Origin of the sequence: Saccharibacillus sp. CPCC 101409 (assembly GCF_030518235.1) — a bacterium.
Taxonomy (GTDB): domain Bacteria; phylum Bacillota; class Bacilli; order Paenibacillales; family Paenibacillaceae; genus Saccharibacillus.
In genome coordinates this window covers 218,770-234,980 of record NZ_JAULSA010000001.1, presented here as the reverse complement: position 1 = coordinate 234,980, position 16,211 = coordinate 218,770, and the positions used below count along the sequence as shown (strand labels likewise).

14 protein-coding genes are annotated in these 16,211 nt (G+C 55.9%); 11 read left to right on the top strand and 3 right to left on the bottom strand.

The annotated features are described in order from the left end of the window. Positions 1-315 precede the first annotated feature (315 nt). The 4 genes from QWJ34_RS01005 (at position 316) to QWJ34_RS00990 (ending at position 4,707) form a co-directional block, all read left to right on the top strand. Positions 316-924 (top strand): hypothetical protein, encoded by a 609-nt coding sequence (locus QWJ34_RS01005; RefSeq protein ID WP_302725185.1) that lies wholly within the window; start codon positions 316-318, stop codon positions 922-924. Positions 925-1,912: 988 nt separating this feature from the next. Next, positions 1,913-3,211 (top strand): helix-turn-helix transcriptional regulator, encoded by a 1,299-nt coding sequence (locus QWJ34_RS01000; RefSeq protein WP_302725184.1) that lies wholly within the window; start codon positions 1,913-1,915, stop codon positions 3,209-3,211. Beyond that, positions 3,195-4,061, top strand: coding sequence for a WYL domain-containing protein (locus QWJ34_RS00995; protein ID WP_302725183.1), 867 nt, complete (start codon positions 3,195-3,197; stop codon positions 4,059-4,061). The genes QWJ34_RS01000 and QWJ34_RS00995 overlap by 17 nt, the downstream gene beginning before the upstream one ends. A 73-nt stretch (positions 4,062-4,134) precedes the next feature. After that, complete coding sequence (locus QWJ34_RS00990; RefSeq protein WP_302725182.1) at positions 4,135-4,707, top strand: hypothetical protein; 573 nt, start codon at positions 4,135-4,137, stop codon at positions 4,705-4,707. Positions 4,708-4,761: 54 nt separating this feature from the next. Here QWJ34_RS00990 and QWJ34_RS00985 read toward each other — a convergent pair whose 3' ends face one another. After that, entirely contained in the window at positions 4,762-5,553 is a 792-nt protein-coding gene (locus QWJ34_RS00985; RefSeq protein ID WP_302725181.1) for a DUF3891 family protein, read from the bottom strand. 215 nt (positions 5,554-5,768) lie between these two features. Here QWJ34_RS00985 and QWJ34_RS00980 point away from each other — a divergent pair, with 215 nt between their 5' ends. The 7 genes from QWJ34_RS00980 to QWJ34_RS00950 all read left to right on the top strand — a co-directional run bounded on the left by QWJ34_RS00980 (position 5,769) and on the right by QWJ34_RS00950 (position 15,070). Further along, positions 5,769-6,527, top strand: coding sequence for a hypothetical protein (locus tag QWJ34_RS00980; protein WP_302725180.1), 759 nt, complete (start codon positions 5,769-5,771; stop codon positions 6,525-6,527). Between the two features lie 184 nt (positions 6,528-6,711). Further along, positions 6,712-9,147 carry a glycoside hydrolase family 94 protein gene (locus QWJ34_RS00975; RefSeq protein ID WP_302725179.1) on the top strand — a complete coding sequence of 812 codons (2,436 nt, stop codon included), beginning with the start codon at positions 6,712-6,714 and terminating at the stop codon, positions 9,145-9,147. Positions 9,148-9,377: 230 nt separating this feature from the next. Further along, entirely contained in the window at positions 9,378-9,719 is a 342-nt protein-coding gene (locus QWJ34_RS00970; protein ID WP_302725178.1) for an AAA family ATPase, read from the top strand. A gap of 180 nt (positions 9,720-9,899) precedes the next feature. Then, positions 9,900-10,589, top strand: coding sequence for an AAA family ATPase (locus QWJ34_RS00965; protein ID WP_302725177.1), 690 nt, complete (start codon positions 9,900-9,902; stop codon positions 10,587-10,589). After that, on the top strand, positions 10,586-11,278 hold the full coding sequence (locus QWJ34_RS00960; protein ID WP_302725176.1) for a hypothetical protein: 693 nt from the start codon (positions 10,586-10,588) through the stop codon (positions 11,276-11,278). Before QWJ34_RS00965 ends, QWJ34_RS00960 begins: the two co-directional genes overlap by 4 nt. 157 nt (positions 11,279-11,435) lie before the next feature. After that, positions 11,436-14,240: an endo-beta-N-acetylglucosaminidase gene (locus QWJ34_RS00955; protein WP_302725175.1), complete on the top strand. Its 2,805-nt coding sequence runs from the start codon at positions 11,436-11,438 to the stop codon at positions 14,238-14,240. 305 nt (positions 14,241-14,545) lie between these two features. After that, positions 14,546-15,070, top strand: a complete 525-nt coding sequence (locus QWJ34_RS00950; RefSeq protein WP_302725174.1) for an arsinothricin resistance N-acetyltransferase ArsN1 family A — start codon at positions 14,546-14,548, stop codon at positions 15,068-15,070. A gap of 10 nt (positions 15,071-15,080) precedes the next feature. On the opposite strand, the gene QWJ34_RS00945 is transcribed toward QWJ34_RS00950, so the two are convergent. Together QWJ34_RS00945 and QWJ34_RS00940 are read right to left on the bottom strand one after the other, a co-directional pair. Continuing rightward, entirely contained in the window at positions 15,081-15,431 is a 351-nt protein-coding gene (locus QWJ34_RS00945; protein WP_302725173.1) for a hypothetical protein, read from the bottom strand. 22 nt (positions 15,432-15,453) lie between these two features. Beyond that, positions 15,454-16,164, bottom strand: coding sequence for a pirin family protein (locus tag QWJ34_RS00940; protein ID WP_302725172.1), 711 nt, complete (start codon positions 16,162-16,164; stop codon positions 15,454-15,456). Positions 16,165-16,211: the final 47 nt, after the last annotated feature.

The window sequence follows — 16,211 nt, the reverse complement described above, 5'->3', positions numbered from 1 at the left end:
GCTGAGCTTAGTGACTTGTCTCAATCAGCTGTTGGATTTCGCCCGTCTGAATCGCGCATGGTTCTCGTGCGAATCAGACGGGCGTAACCGTTCATTGGATTGAGACAAGTCACCGGCGCCTCGGACAATTACGATCGCGGGTCCGGCCTGCCGGCCTCGCCCTTCTCGTCTGCCTGGAGTTATCTTCGCACGATGCGGACGAAGCCAACAGGGTAACAGTATGGCAAACAAGAAAGACGATGCAAAATCCTTTGCGCGGCTTTTTTCATAGGCATGCGGGCGGGTAGATAATATAGAAAGGGAGGTGTGCGGGATATGATGAAGAAAAGTTTGCTTGTACCGGGCCTGCTGGCCGCTGTGCTGATTCTTGACGGCTGCGGTTCGAACGACGACAGCGGCGATCCTCGGCAGAATCGAAGCGCGGCGCAGGATACGGCGATTCCGGTCGATCCGGGTTCTGCCCCGGCAAAGACTTCTTCTATAGAACCGGCAACAGAACCGACAGCCGAAGAAACGGAGCGGATGCGGAAAAAGGACGACCGGGCGCAGTTGGCGATGTTCGCTCAAAAAAACTACAAAGACCATTACGTTGCCGCTTATACGGACCCCGAGGGCAGCAGCATTATTCAATTCACTTCCGTATCGGACGATATGGAGAAGCGCATCCGGGAACGAAGCCGCTACCCCGACGAGTTGAAGATCGAACGGGTCAAGTATTCCGCCCGGCAGCTGATGTCGTTCAAGGACAAGCTCGCCGCCAAAGCGGGAGAGCTGAAGATCGAAGCGGTGGGGATCGATACGGCGGGAAACCGGGTCAACGTCTATGCTTCCGATCAAACGGACAAAGCCGGGGTTTACGGATTGTTAAGCGAGGATGCGATCGCCTGGAAAGAGGTCGGCGAGCTGGAAATGGGTCTGCAATAGCATTTGCGCAAACTTTGGCGGTACAAAGGAGATTCCGATATGAACCCACCCGCTCGCGATACGGAAGTCTTAATCTGCGGCGCCGGGTTTCAATTTCCGGGCCAACGGCCGCCGGCGCGGGCGCGTGCCGTTTAATTTCGCATCGTCTCGCAGCTCGCGCTGAATTGTCGCGGCGGTCCGCTCGCCGGGGATCGAGCGGGCTGCGTGCACGGCGGCGACCGGCTGCCGTGGGTGCAGGGCGAGGACGGCCGGAAAGACAACTTACCTGGTCCGCCCGGACGGATATGTGGCGCTGGCCGAGGCAGAGGGCGATCCGGAGGCAATCGCGCGCTTTTGGGAGAAGCGCGGAATACGGGTCTGACCCGCGCCGCCGCCGATCGAACCGGCGGCTTATCCCTTATCTGATAGCACGGCCTCGCCCCGCCCCCCGATCGCCAAGCACGCTTTCCGGCATCTATCCCGGCATATCCAGGTATATCCCGAAATCGCTGCATCGCTAGGGGATGCAAAAATCCACTTTATTCCTCCCCAAATCTCTTTAACGGACGAATCGAGTGCAGAAATCCACTTTATTTTTCCATTCACCGCCGCACGGCTCGCTTTTCCGCAATTGGAGTGGATTTTTGCACGTTATCGGTTAAATTCGAGCCTGGATCTGAAAATAAGATGGATTCTTGCAGTTTATTCAGCGAATGGCGCGCCTTCACCGGCCTTCGCACGAGCGCCGCGATGCGCTCCCGCCGGAGCCATCGCTTTCGCCGCGGCGCAAAGCATACCGGGCGATCTTTTCACCGCCGTTCGCCATACTTTCGCCACGGCGCAAAGTATATCAGGCGATACGCCGTTCGCCATACTTTCGCCCTGTCCGTCCCCGCCTCCTTTCCGCTAAGATGTCCGTACACGCATCACCCGGATTTTTACAAATCATCTCATATTCTCTACAATAGGACGTACAGAGAACGAGACGCGAGAAAGCGAGGCAACTCCCATGGCCAAAGAAAGTTTCGATAAAGAAATCCAGTTCCTGCGCCTGCTGGCGCTGACCGGCGGGGGCTACGACCGGCAGCAGTTTGCGGGACGCCTCGGCATCTCGGTACATACTTTCGACAAGACGGTGCGCCGCCTGCGCGAGATCAGCGGGGACGCGGACTTCGCGGACCTGTTCCGCTACGGCTACGCCGATTCGGCCGAACCGGTGCTGCTGTTCCTGTACCGGGCCAAATCGATGAAAGAATCCGAAAGCCGCCGCCTGCCGCTGATCCTGGCTTCGCTCAAGCAGCAGCCGCTGACCGCCGCCGAGCTGCTGGACGCCTGCTGTCAGCAGCTTCCGGCCGAAGCGGCCATGCCGGACGAGAAAACGATCCGCTCCGACCTGCGCTACCTCGAAGAGATCGGCGTCGTGCGGCGGCAGCCGGGCGGGCGGCCGTTCCGCTACGTGCTGAACAACGACCTGACCGACTGCCTGTCGCAGAAAGAACTGATCGATCTGTACGAGTTTGTGGACATCATGGCGAACACGCAGATTCCGTCGGTCCAGGGCTATCTGCTGCGCGACAATCTCAAGAAAGCGCTCAAATCCGCCGTACCCGAGGACGATTGGAACGACGGGCTGCTGGAACCTTTTTCGTATAAATATCACTACGACGCGCGCATTCTGGACGAAGCGCATCTGTATACCGTGCTGCAAATGATCCGGCTGCGCAAGCGTATTTCGTTTCAATATTTTTCGCCCAAGAACCGGAAAAGCTACGCCGCCAAAGACACCAATCCGCTGTTCGGACGAGAAAACGAAATCCGGCGCGAAAGCACGCTTCCGCTCAAAGTCGTTTACGACCATCAGTACGGCAGATGGTATATGATCGGCTCGGCTTCGAAAGGGCGAATCGTCAAGTTCCGCATGGAAGGCATGATCGACATCGCGGAGGAACAGGAAGTGCCGGAGCCGTATTTTACGCAAAAAACAGCCGAACTCGACGAACGCATGCGCTGCAGCTGGCTGATCGATACCGGCGAAACGGTGACGGTACGGGCCAGATTCTACCGTCCGGGACGCGAACAGGCCGACTTTATCGAGGAAAGAGTGCGGCTCCAGGGCCAGTGGGGCGAGATCGTCGAGGCGGATGAAGAATCGTTCGTGTACGAAATCCGGGTGAACGGCGTAACGGAAATCCGGCCGTGGCTGCGCGGCTTCGGTTCGAGCTGCGAAGTACTGGAGCCGGCGGCGCTGAGACAATCGTTTATCGACGAATGGAAGGAGATCGGGGACTATTATGACGCATCCATTTGAAAAAATTTTCAGCTACCAGCTGTCTTCGCAGCTTGAAGAAACGGGCGTATATACGCTCACGTCGCAGGAACGCTCCTGGCTCAAATCGATGCTGGAGCATCCCGCCGCGCTCGAAGCGCTGGAACCGCGCACGATCGCGAAGCTGCGGGAATGCACGCTGGACGACGAACTGCCGGACCTGACGGGCGGATTGATCGAAAAAGCGGGCAGCCGCGAAGTCCAGACCGTCCATCCGCTGCTCGACCCGATCCGCCGCATTTTGCGCCATCGGCAGGGCATGACGATCCGGTGCACGACCAAGAAAGGCAAACTGAACGATCCGCAGCCGGGCCTGCCGTGCAAATTGGAGTATTCGATGGTCAAGCGGGAATGGTATCTGCACTGGTACAATTCGCGCACCCGTTCGCCGATGCATACGCGCCTTGCGCATATCGTGTCCGTCGAGGAGACGCGCATGTCGCGTTCGCGCTACGAAGAGATGTCGGCGCGCGCGCAGAAGCTGTCCGAGCCTCCGCGCTACGAAGCGACCGTCGAAGTGCTCCGTATCTACAACGCCGAGCTGACGCGGATTCTGCATGCTTTTTCCTGCTTCGACAAACGGGTCGAGTTCGACGAGAACGACCAGACCTACCGGATTCACCTGAACTTCTCGGGCAGCGAAAGCCAGTTTGTGCTGACCAAGCTGCGTTTTCTGGGCAAAAGGGTCCGCGTCGTCGAAGGCGAGTATTTGAAATGGCGGATGCGGGAAACGACGCGGAAAGCGCTGGCGCTGTACGGGGTCGAAGCGGAGGCGAAGGAACCGGCAGACGACGGCTCCGGCGAACAGACGGCGGCGAAGATTTCCAGCTGAACCCGTAACTTTTCCGGCCGGACTTTCGTTCATCCAGATAAGACTACCGGACTTTGGAAAGGAGATTGTTTCGATGCGAATTTCAATCGGTAAAATACTTCTGGCGGGCGCTCTGCTAACGCCTGCGTTAACCGCTTTCGACACGTCGGGCGCGCAGGCCGCCGATTCGCTGCGGACCCGGGCGGAGAAGTCCCAGTTCTCGGGAACGGAGAAAGTGCTGCTGCACCGGCTGGGCGGCGATTTCACGCCGGAGCAGGCCAAGAGCGGACAGACCTACGAGGGCCGATTCGTGCCGGTCAAAGATATTTTTGCCGGCCAGGTCGACGCGATTCGCTGGGATGCCACAGCCAAAACGGTTTCCGTCGCCAACGGCGGAAGGTCGGCGGTGCTGAATTTTTCGGGCGAAAAAATCCGGGCCAAAGAAGGAGAAGTTGTCCTGCCGTCCACCTGGGCGAAAATGCAGAACGGCAAAGCGCTGATCGACATCTATACGCTGACTTATGTGCTCGACCGCTACGGCGACGCTTACGACGATCCGGAACGCGAAACCTGGAACAAGAAGCTGGACTTCCTGGGCATCCAGTACGCCGAATCGCTGGCGGGTATTCGCAGTTCGACCACGCAGGTGTATATTACGTTTAAGTAAAAGCGAACGATAAAACGGACACCGGGAATGCCGGTGTCCGTTTTGTTTTATGGATTATACAAATGTAATCTCCCGCTCCGTCCACTCCGCTTCCTCGTAAGCCTTTGCGACGCCGACTTCGCGGATGCGGTCTTTCGGCACATGCTTCTCGCGCAGCGTGGCGGTGAATTCGCGGTCGAACGGCGACGGGTCGGCTTTGACGGTGCGATCGTCCTGCCAGCTCAACTGCAATAGGCCGCCTCCGCCGAACGGCTCGGAGCCGGGCACGCCGTCTTTGAACCACGGATGCTCGTCTTCCTTGCCGATGCCCGGCGCGTTCAGGCAGACGTACAGCGACAATCCGTCGCACGTCTGGAGCACCTGGCGGTGCAGCAGCAGCGTTTCTTCCTGCACGCCCGTATACGCCGAGCGAATGCGCTGCTGGCGCTCTTCTTCGTGATGGACGAACGCCACGCAGTCCTCGCGCTCGGAGGTTTGTATATCTTCGAATACGCTGTAGTACAGGCTGCTCAGCAGCGCGGCGTAAGGATGTTTTTCTTCCAGTTCGTCGATGCCCATTTGATAAAAAGTGACTTTGGGCAGCATCGGATACTCGTTAAACGAATACGGCGCGTGCAGGTGGTCGTCCCACACCGCCGTGTCGTCGGGCCGAATCCAGCCGCGATCGTGCTCGGTCACGCCCAGCACGATCGCGTCCTTCGTCACTTCCGGCATGCCGGGCGACTTCTCCACACGCTCCATCATATAGAACTTATCCGCGAAACGCTCGGCGGCTTCTCCCGAAAATTTGGCGTGGTCGTGCTGTTTGACGAGTACAAACGATTGGTCGGTTTCGCGTACGATCATGACATATTCCCCATTTCTGCAGCCGGTGCTCCGTATGTCTCTGCGGGAGTCCGGCGATATTCTCTCGTCTTCCCGGCGCGGAAGCCGCGCCGCTATAATCTCTATTAACCGAATCGGCATTTTATCGTAACGAAAAGCTTACGGGAATCGTTAATCAAGAAGATGCCTGAATCGCCGCAGCGACTTTTCGATCCCGTTGAAAGGAGTGAATCCCGATGCAAACCATACCTTCGGCCGGGCGGCGTCCTGCCGCAAAGCCGCCCTGGGTCCGCGACAAAAAGCGATTCCGGCTGGCTGTGATCCTGGCGTTTTTACTGATGCTGTCGTCACTGCGCTATCCGGGCGTCCGTCCGCTGTATGAAGAAGCGCTGCTCGCCATGCGGCTGCCGCTATCTGTTTCTTTTCCCGGGAGCGTACACTTCAACCATGCGGGTTTGACCTTCTGCGCTCTCGTTATTTGGACGCTGTATCTGTACTGGACTTCGCTTCGGCGGCACCGAATTTTGTTCGGTCTTGTCGCGGTTTGGATTCTTCCCATGCTCTGCGGCGCGATATTGACCGGTTTTCAGACACTGATTGCGCCGGGCGTATATGCGGTCGCCGTCGATACGGATCGCTCGGGATGCACGATCAAATCGAGCGGCAGTCAAAACTCGGAAACCGTTTCAGGAAACTGCTCGTTCGCGATCACCAATCATGCCAGGCAGGCCGTTCACCTGACTTCAAGCGCCCGCCTTACCGTGGAGGATGGAGACAACGGCAGCCGCACCATCGAGATTCCGCTTGAGGATATGTGGCTCGACAGGCATACTTCCACTTTGACCGGCGGCTCTTTTAACGAAGCTCCTCTACAACAGGACGAAGAATCGAATTCCTATTCGTTCCGCGGCTATTCATTTAACGATGACGAACTGGTCCTGATCCTGAGCGACGGTAAGCGCGAACGCATACTGGGAGTCCGTAACGCCCGATGAAACGATGTAAATCCGCCTGCTTATCTTTTCTCAAATTCCTTTTTAACCGGCTTTTTCATTTTTCCGAAAACGATTTCCGAATATTTCGCGTCATTTGCCTTCAACCTATTGTAAACCGCTTACAGCCCCATTATACTCTACTTGTTTCCGATCATTTGCGCGATATTTGAAAGGAGTTCAAACGATGAAATTCGGTTATTTCGACGACGCCAACAAGGAGTACGTCATCCAAACGCCAAAAACGCCTTATCCGTGGATCAACTATCTGGGCAACGAGCAATTTTTCGGCCTGATCTCGAACACGGCGGGCGGCTATTCGTTCTACCGCGACGCCCGGCTGAGACGCCTGACCCGCTACCGGTACAACAACGTTCCGCTCGACAACGGCGGCCGTTACTTCTATGTACATGACGATGGAGATTACTGGACGCCGGGCTGGATGCCGGTCAAGCGCGATCTCGACTTTTACGAATGCCGCCACGGCCTCGGCTATACGTCGATCACCGGCGAGCGTAACGGCATCAAGGTCAACCAGCTCGCTTTCGTTCCGCTCGGATTCAACGCCGAGGTGTACCGCGTGACCGTGGGCAACACCGGCGATTCTCCGAAAAGGGTTTCGCTGTTCTCGTACCTGGAATTCTGTCTCTGGAACGCGCACGACGACATGACCAACTTCCAGCGCAACCTGAGCATCGGCGAAGTCGAAATCGAAGATTCCGTCATTTATCATAAAACCGAATACCGCGAACGCCGCAACCACTACGCGTATTATTCCGTCAACCGCAAGATCGACGGCTTCGATACCGACCGCGATGCGTTCCTCGGCGCGTTCAACGGTCTCGATACGCCGCAGGTGGCGTCCGAAGGCAAATCCGGCAACTCCGTCGCCAGCGGCTGGTCGCCGATCGCTTCGCACGGCATCCAGCTGGAGCTGGCTCCGGGCGAAGAACAGTCCCTCATCTTAATGCTCGGCTACGTCGAGAACCCGCAGGAAGAGAAATGGGAAAGCCTCGACGTCATCAACAAAAAGCCGGCCAAAGCCATGATCGCCGCGTTCGATACCGATGAACAGGTCGATCAGGCGCTGGCCGATCTGGCGTCTTACTGGGACGGGCTGCTGGGCAAATATTCGATTCAAAGCAGCGACGACAAACTCAGCCGGATGGTCAACATCTGGAACCCGTATCAGTGCATGGTCACGTTCAATATGTCGCGCTCCGCGTCGTATTTCGAATCCGGCATCGGCCGGGGCATGGGCTTCCGCGACTCCAACCAGGATCTGCTCGGCTTCGTGCACCAGATTCCGGACCGCGCCCGCGAACGGATTATCGATATCGCGTCCACGCAGTTCGACGACGGCGGCGCGTATCACCAGTACCAGCCGCTCACCAAGCAGGGCAACAACGAAGTCGGCAGCGGCTTCAACGACGATCCGCTCTGGCTGATTACCGGCACGGCCGCGTATATCAAGGAAACCGGCGATTACGGCATTCTCGACGAAGACGTGCCGTTCGACAGCGGACGCCAGGGCAGCGCGACGCTGTTCGAGCACCTCAAGCGCTCGTTCGACCATGTGACGAACAATCTCGGACCGCACGGCCTGCCGCTGATCGGACGCGCCGACTGGAACGACTGCCTCAACCTGAACTGCTTCTCGAACGAACCGGGCGAATCGTTCCAGACGACGACCAACCTGGACGGCAAAACGGCGGAATCCGTGTTTATCGCCGGATTGTTCGTATTTGCCGGACCGGACTACGCGGAACTTGCGCGCAGACGCGGCCTGGAAGACGAAGCCGCGCGCGCCGAACGCGAGATCGAGAACATGCGCAGGATCACGATCGAGCACGGTTTCGACGGCGACTGGTTCCTGCGCGCTTACGATTACCACGGCGAGAAGATCGGCAGCCGCGAGAACGAAGAAGGCCAGATCTTTATCGAGCCGCAGGGCTTCTGCGTCATGGCCGGCATCGGCGTCGAAGAAGGACTGGCCGAGAAAGCGCTGAACTCCGTGCGCGACCGGCTGGAAACGGATTACGGCATCATGCTCCAGCAGCCGGCTTATTCGAAGTATTACCTGAACCTCGGCGAGATCTCGACCTATCCGCCGGGCTACAAAGAAAACGCCGGCATCTTCTGCCACAACAACCCGTGGGTCACGATCGCCGAGACCGTCATCGGCCGCGGCGACCGCGCGTTCGAGACGTACAGCAAGATCGCGCCGGCTTACCTGGAAGACATCAGCGAAGTGCACCGCATGGAGCCTTACGTCTACTCGCAGATGATCGCCGGCCGCGACGCCGTGCGCGAAGGCGAAGCGAAGAACTCCTGGCTGACCGGCACGGCGGCCTGGAACTATGTCGCGATCACCCAGGCGATCCTCGGCATCCAGCCGGATTACGACGGCCTGCGCGTCGATCCGTGTATCCCGCAGGCTTGGGACGGTTACCGCATCGTCCGCTCGTTCCGCGGCGCGGAATACAAGATCGAGATCCGGAACCCGAACCATGTATCGAAAGGCGTCAAGTCCGTCGCCGTGGACGGCAAAACCGTCGAAGGAAACGTGCTGCCGGTATTCGAAGCGGGCAGCAGCCACGACGTTGTTGTGGAGCTGGGCTAAAATTTTTTATCGATTTTGGCGAATGATCTATCATTGCGAAAGGTCACCTTTGGTGGCCTTTCTTTTTTTGCATACTCTCCTGTTCTCGGATTAGAGAAATCCTTAACTATCACGATAGTCGCGACTTTGATACAATTGGTACATAAATATCAGCCATAAATTTCATGATTTTAAGATTCTAAAGCCTGGGCTAAAAATTTAATGCCAATCCAAATTGGAGTGAACAATCAATGGAAATGAGACTTAATATAAAAAACTTCAAAACTCTTTCCGACATAACCATCGAACCTGGTGCAATTAATGTATTTATTGGTGCAAACGGAACGGGCAAAAGTGCTCTTTTAGAAGCTTTGGGCGTTTTAAGTTCTGCTATTTCAGAAAAAGTAGATGATTCTGCTCTTAATCAAAAAGGCGTAAGATTAGGAACTCCTTCGCTGTATAAATCCGCTTTTAAGAGCGCTTCACGCACTCCTTTAACCATCGAATTTAATGTAACTTGGAAAAAAGAAAACGAAAATTGGGATTATAAAGTTAACCTCAGCAATCCGATCGATGACCCCAAACCTGCATAGGAATATCATTCCGAGCTTCTGACTAAAAACAATAAAAAAATTTTCGGTCGTTCCAGAGCCACCCGTTATGAACTGGAAAATTTCCCGGATATCAAAATAGATGCTTATAAGGGCCTCCTTTCCTTTCTTCAGGGAATAGGGAACTCCGGTGCTTCAGGTTATGCAGAAGATTTATATCAGTTGATTAAAGACTATTCGATCTATACGCCAAACACCACTACTCTAAGAGGCGTTCAAACCGATCCTTTTCAAAGAGATCCTGTCGGTTTGTTGGGCGGCAGGTTACCGGAAGCCATCGACGATCTATTGGATTTGGAAAACGAAAGTTTCGGCAATATGGATCTGGACGATCTTTTGGAGCTACTACAGTGGACTCAAAATATTGCCATAGGAAAAGCGACGAAAGATACAGTATCCCCGAATGTACCTATCGCTTCCAAAACGGTTCGTTTTACAGACCGATTTATGCGAGAAGGACGGAATGAGTTGACTCCTTACGATGCAAGCGAAGGTTCTCTTTATGTTCTGTTTATGTTAACTCTCGCTCTACACAGTAAAACACCTAAAATGTTTGCAATAGATAATTTCGATCAGGCGTTGAATCCCCGGTTAGCGAGAACTTTAACTCGAATTTTCTGCGAACAAGTTATCGAGAATAATAAAATGTGTTTTATTACGACTCACAATCCGCTGGTGCTGGATGGCTTGAATCTAAACGATAACCGAATCAGATTATTTACGGTTGATAGAGACATAGACGGACATACCCAAATTGAAAGAGTCGTTGTAGACGAAAAATTACTCGCTACGAACAACAGTCTATCCAGGTTGTGGGTGACAGGAATGCTGGGAGGAGTTCCCAATCTATGAATGCGTACAGGATTGGTGTAGTATCAGAAGGCCCAACACATTTTCAAGTGATTGCCGGTATCGTTAATAAGATTGTTCCGGGCTCTCATATTTTTTTGCCTATCCAGCCAAACCTTTCGGAAACAGAAGGCTTGGGACAAAAATCATCCGATAGGCATAGCAACGGTTGGAAAAGCGTTTTGTCCTGGTGCAGAAGTTTTTCTGCGGATCTTTCAAGCATGGGTGTGAACGAATTTTTGCAGTCTCTGCGGATCGATATTTTGATTATTCAGCTCGACGCCGATGTATCCAGAGAACCTGATATAGACTGCGCAAAGCCTTGCCCCGAAGCAGAATCTACCGTTGCAGAACTTGAATACTTAATCAGAAACAGTTTGGACATTGATCACTTTGGAGATCGAATCATATGCTGCATTCCTTCGGACAATACAGAAGCTTGGGCTTTAACAGCCCTCGATCATGCCGGAAACTATCATGGAGACGGCAAATATATTGAATGTGTGCATAAGCCGGACGATATTCTGTCCAAACCTCCGTTTAAAGTCATTGCCCGAAAAGAAGGAAAACCCAAAAAGAACCAGGTTAAGTACAGCCGAGAAGTCTTACCCGCTATACTCGACAATTGGGATTATGTAAGAAGCTATTGTTCTCAAGCTGAGAAATTGCACGATAGGCTGCTTCATATTTAATCGAATCCTTCTAACTATAAGATAAAGCGGAAGTTTTTAAAGCTTTGTGCTTTTTCTTTAGTTTGAACACGGGATCTTTAGTTTCAACTCTTTATGTAAAGGCTTACATCATATAGCTTAATAGAGAATAAGATTCCAATCGAAACGGAGGAACATCATGACCACTCGCAAAAAGAGCAAACCTTCATCCAAAGCTTCCGTCAAAGCGGCGGCGGCCGTTCTGGCCCTGTCCGTCGCCGCGGCGGGACTCCCGCTGCATGCGCAGGCCGGCGACACCTGGCCGTTTCAAGGAGACAGCGCGCAGGGCGAGAACCAGCCGAGCGTGCACGGTTACACCAGCGGCCATATTCTGGACTGGACGCCGGAGCGCGATCCGGACGCGGAACTGCTGCGTTCGCGCGTGCCGCTTCAGCCGAGAATCGCGCCGCTCGCCGCGACGCAGGCCAATCCGCAGCTCGACCCGAACGTGCAGATGATCAATGTCGCGGGCGATTATGGAAACGCTTTTATCGAAAATGCGCCTTACACGAACAAGTTTGCGCAGTATCATTTCGGCTTCTGGCAGTATATCGATTATTATTCGTACTGGCACGGCACCGCGACCGCTTATACGCCGCCCGAATATTACGACGAGCTGGCGCAGAAAGACTGGCAGCAGAAGTGGTTCGAGTTCGGCATGCTCAATATTCCCAATCCGACCTACACCGACGCTGCGCACAAAAACGGCGTAAAATCGCTGGCCGGCATCTTTTTCTCCAATAACGACCGCGGCCAGCAGACGTACAAGCAGATGATCGTCAAAGACGAAAACGGAAATTTCCCGGTGGCGGACAAGCTGATCGAGATGGCCCGGTATTTCGGCTACGACGGCTATTTCGTCAACCAGGAAGAGATCGGGCCGAACGTTGCCGTAGCGGATATCCCGGATTACCAGGAGTTTATCAAAACGCTGAAACAGGCCGGATTGTACATCCAGTGGTACGACTCGCTCGATACATCCAACGGCGCGAACACGTTCGCCCGGACGTTCCGCGACAAGAACATCGCTTTTCTGCACGACGCCGAAGACGGACAGCAGGTATCGGACTCGTTCTTCTTCGACTACGGCATGGGCAAGACCCAGATCGACGCCGCGGAGAAATTCCTGAACGACTGGAACGCAAAGTACGGTACGGATTACAGTCTGCTTGAAAACGGCTTTGCCGGACTGGAAGCGGGACGCGACCGGTTCAAAAATGTGCAGGGGACGGCGCTTAAAAACAAACTCGACGCAACCGGCAAACTGCGCACCAGTCTCGCGACGCTCGGAGCGGACTTCGTGCATGCGGGCCTCGACGAGGACATGGGCCAGGGATGGCCGAGCCGGCACCGCAACGAGAACGACTACCAATGGATGACCGACGTACGCGAGCAGCTGTGGTGGTCCGGCCCGAACGTCGATCCGACGAACACGGCCGTTTCCGCGCAAAACACAGCGTCCGACGTGTATGCCGACAACCGCTACTGGCCGGGCATCGCTTCCGTGATCGCGGAGCGCTCGGCGGTGGACGGAGACGCTTTCTACACCAACTTCAATACCGGACACGGCCTGGATTACTATGTGAACGGCAAAGTGTCCAACGACGAAGAATGGTCCAATATGAGCCTGCAGGACACCCCGGTCACCTGGCAGTGGTGGCAGGAAGGCAGCGGCGGCAAGCTTGACGTCGCTTACGACTACGGCCGCCAGTACGACACGGGCGGCAGCGGACGGTTCGATCACCCGCTGGTCGGCGCTTACGAAGGCGGCAGCTCGCTCGCGGTGCGCGGCAAGCTGGACGCGGAAAGCTTCCTGCGGCTGTACAAAACGGATCTGTCCGTCGCCCGGGACTCGTCCATGGCCGTCACTTATAACAAAAGCGTCAAAAGCGACACATCGACGATGCGTCTCGGCCTGATCTTCAAAGACAGCCCGAACGAAGTCGTGAAAGTGGATATTCCGGGCAGCGGCGGCAAAACGCAGGGCTGGAAAACGACGCAGGCGGACTTGAGCGCTTATGCCGGCCGTGAGATCGCGGCATTCGGCCTCGTGTTCGACCCGGGCGCCAAAGCGATTCAGGACTATCGCATGAACGTCGGCGAACTGCGGCTGACAAGCGCTTCGCAGACGGCTCTCGCCGCTCCCACGGGTCTTGCGATCGAGCATGTATACCCGGCGAGCAATGAAATGATCGTAAACTGGAATCTGGACGAGGATTATTCCGAAGTGAATTTGTACAACGTTTACGTGAACGATGTGTTCGTGGGCGGCAAATACGACGAAACGTTCTATATCAAAGACCTTCCGGCCAAATCCGGCGTCGTCAAAGTCACGGCTGTCGGCGCGGACGGAACCGAAAGCGCAGCGGCTCAAATTCCGTTCAATCTCAACACCGCGCCGGAGCAGCTCAAAGCTTCCGCAAGCGGCAGCGGCGAACTGACCGTCAAATGGACCGTTCCGCGCAGCGTCAAAGGCGACACAACCGTCAGCCTGCGTTCGGTCAACCGGACGACTACGCCGCAGCCGATCGACACGGTGCTGACCATCCCGCACGGCCAAACGACGGCGGTGTTCAAGGATGTGCCGGTGAACGGCGACGAGTATATCGTGACGGTGGAAAAAGCCGGCCTGACGCCGGTGTCGATCGCCGGTACGTTCGCCGACAAGATTGCCGAGCCGTATGCCGAGAACTGGTCGTGGAACGGCAGTACGCTCAATCTGCCGATGCCGAATACGCGCGACTGGCGCTACCTGTACGTCTACGAAGACGGCAAACTGCGCTCGTTCCCGACGACTTACAGCGTCGGCGACCGCGACCGCATCATCCGCGGCCGCACCACCAAAGCAAGCCTGAGCTTCACCTCGACGGCTTCGAAAGTCGAAGTCGTGCTGGAAGACTACAGCGGCAACAAGTCCGAGCCGGTGGTTCTCAAAGGCGAGTAACGGCGGGGCGATAAGCGAAGCGGCGGCTCTGCCTCTTCTCCCTTCCCGTCTCTTCCGGCACGGTCGGGCATTCCGGCGATGCATTCCGGATGCAGCCGCCTTGCAGCCGCCTGTCTGCAAACAAACGTTAAGAGCCCTGCTTCTCCGCGGAGAAGCAGGGCTCTTTGGAATCTTCATTTTCCGAACCGATCGTTGCTCAACAGGCTGTTTGAAAAACGTTTGCCTTTTGCAGTAGGATAAACTCGTAAATTTATTCCGCCGCGATCCGCCCCTCAGTGTCGCCGGGACCCGAAAGGAGAATCGATATGGAACAAATCAACGATAGTCGGCAACGGGAAACTGTGCTTGTGCGGTCCGCCGGGCCGGACGACCTGGCCGCAATCCGCGACATTTATAATCAGGGCATCGAAGACCGGGTCGCTACCCTGGAGACGCAGACCAAAAGCCTTGACGATATGCGAAAGTGGTTCGAAGATCATCGGGGCAGATATGCCGTGCTGGTCGCCGAACAAAGAGGCGGGATCGTGGGCTGGGCTTCGTTGAATCGTTATTCGCAGCGCAGCGCCTACGATGGAGTGGCCGACCTTTCGGTCTATATCGCTCGCAGCGCCAGGGGCGCGGGCGTTGGAAGCAGGCTGCTGAAAGCACTGGAAGCTGCGGCGCTGGAACGGGAATTCTACAAGATCGTCCTGTTCACTTTCCCGTTCAATTCGGCCGGACAGCGCTTATATCGCAAAATGGGCTACCGGGAAGTCGGCACGTTCGAGAAGCAGGGCATACTGGACGGCGAAAGGATCGACGTTATGATTATGGAAAAGCTGCTGGGATGATGCGCATCCGTTACGCCCAGTATTCGTCCGGCTTGTACGTGATCTCCGCGCCGGTTTCGATCGTCAGCGTGGAGGAGGCTTCGTCGTAAACGACGTCTTTCTCGCCGACATAGAACCAGTGTTTGACCGGCGGCAAGCCGGGCGGTTCTTCGAAGTGGAATACGTTCAGCTCCCGCCGGACGCCGCGGATGTCTTCCGCCAGCCACGGCGGGATGCCGCGGATGCTCAGGATCGCCCCGCCTTCCGCGGAACGCTCCAGCGTGTAAGTCACATCGTCGGCGCCGCTGTTGACGAACATGCGTCCCGTCACCGCGTGCTTGACGAGAATCCGGTCGTGATCGTGCGCTTCTTGTGCGGTCATGGTTTCTTCCTCCTTTGTACGCTTACGGCAGGTCGATCAGCATGTAAAAGACCGGCGCGCCGCCGACCAGCGACAGCTCGGGCGCGTCGACGATCCGCGCCGTATCGCGCCGTCCCAGCTTGACCGTCTCGCCCGCTCCCGCGGCTTCCAGCTCTCCTTCGATCACGAACAGGAAGATCCGGCGGCCGACGGCCTGTTTGAAATCGAGCACTTGCCTAGCTTCCAGCCGGCTCAGGTACACGGTCATATCCTGCCCCATAGCCGTAACGCCTTCGAGCCCCCGGCCGGAAGCGATCGGAACCAGCGCGCCGTCCAGCGCCGCCGTATCGAACTCGCCCGTCGTATACGACGGCGCTTTGCCCCGCTCCAGCGGCTCGAACCAGAGCTGGAGAATATGCACGTCTTCGTGCTCGGACGGGTTATGCTCCGTATGGATTACGCCCGTGCCGGCGCTCATGCGCTGCACGCCGCCGAAGCCGGTCACCGCCACATTGCCGAGGCTATCTTCGTGCCGCAGCTTGCCGGACAGAATAATCGACAGAATCTCCATATCGCTGTGCGGATGCGCACCGAAGCCCTTGCCCGGCGCGATCACGTCGTCGTTGCAGACGCGCATCGGGCCGAACTTGACGTTCTCGGGATCGTAATAGTCGGCGAAAGAAAAGCTGTGGCCGCCTTTGAGCCAGCCTTTATCGTATTCAAAACGCGAACTTGCCGGGTATACGTTGATCATGGCCGCGCTGTCCCCTTTCTAAAATAAAGCTTTTGTGAAATTGTAAC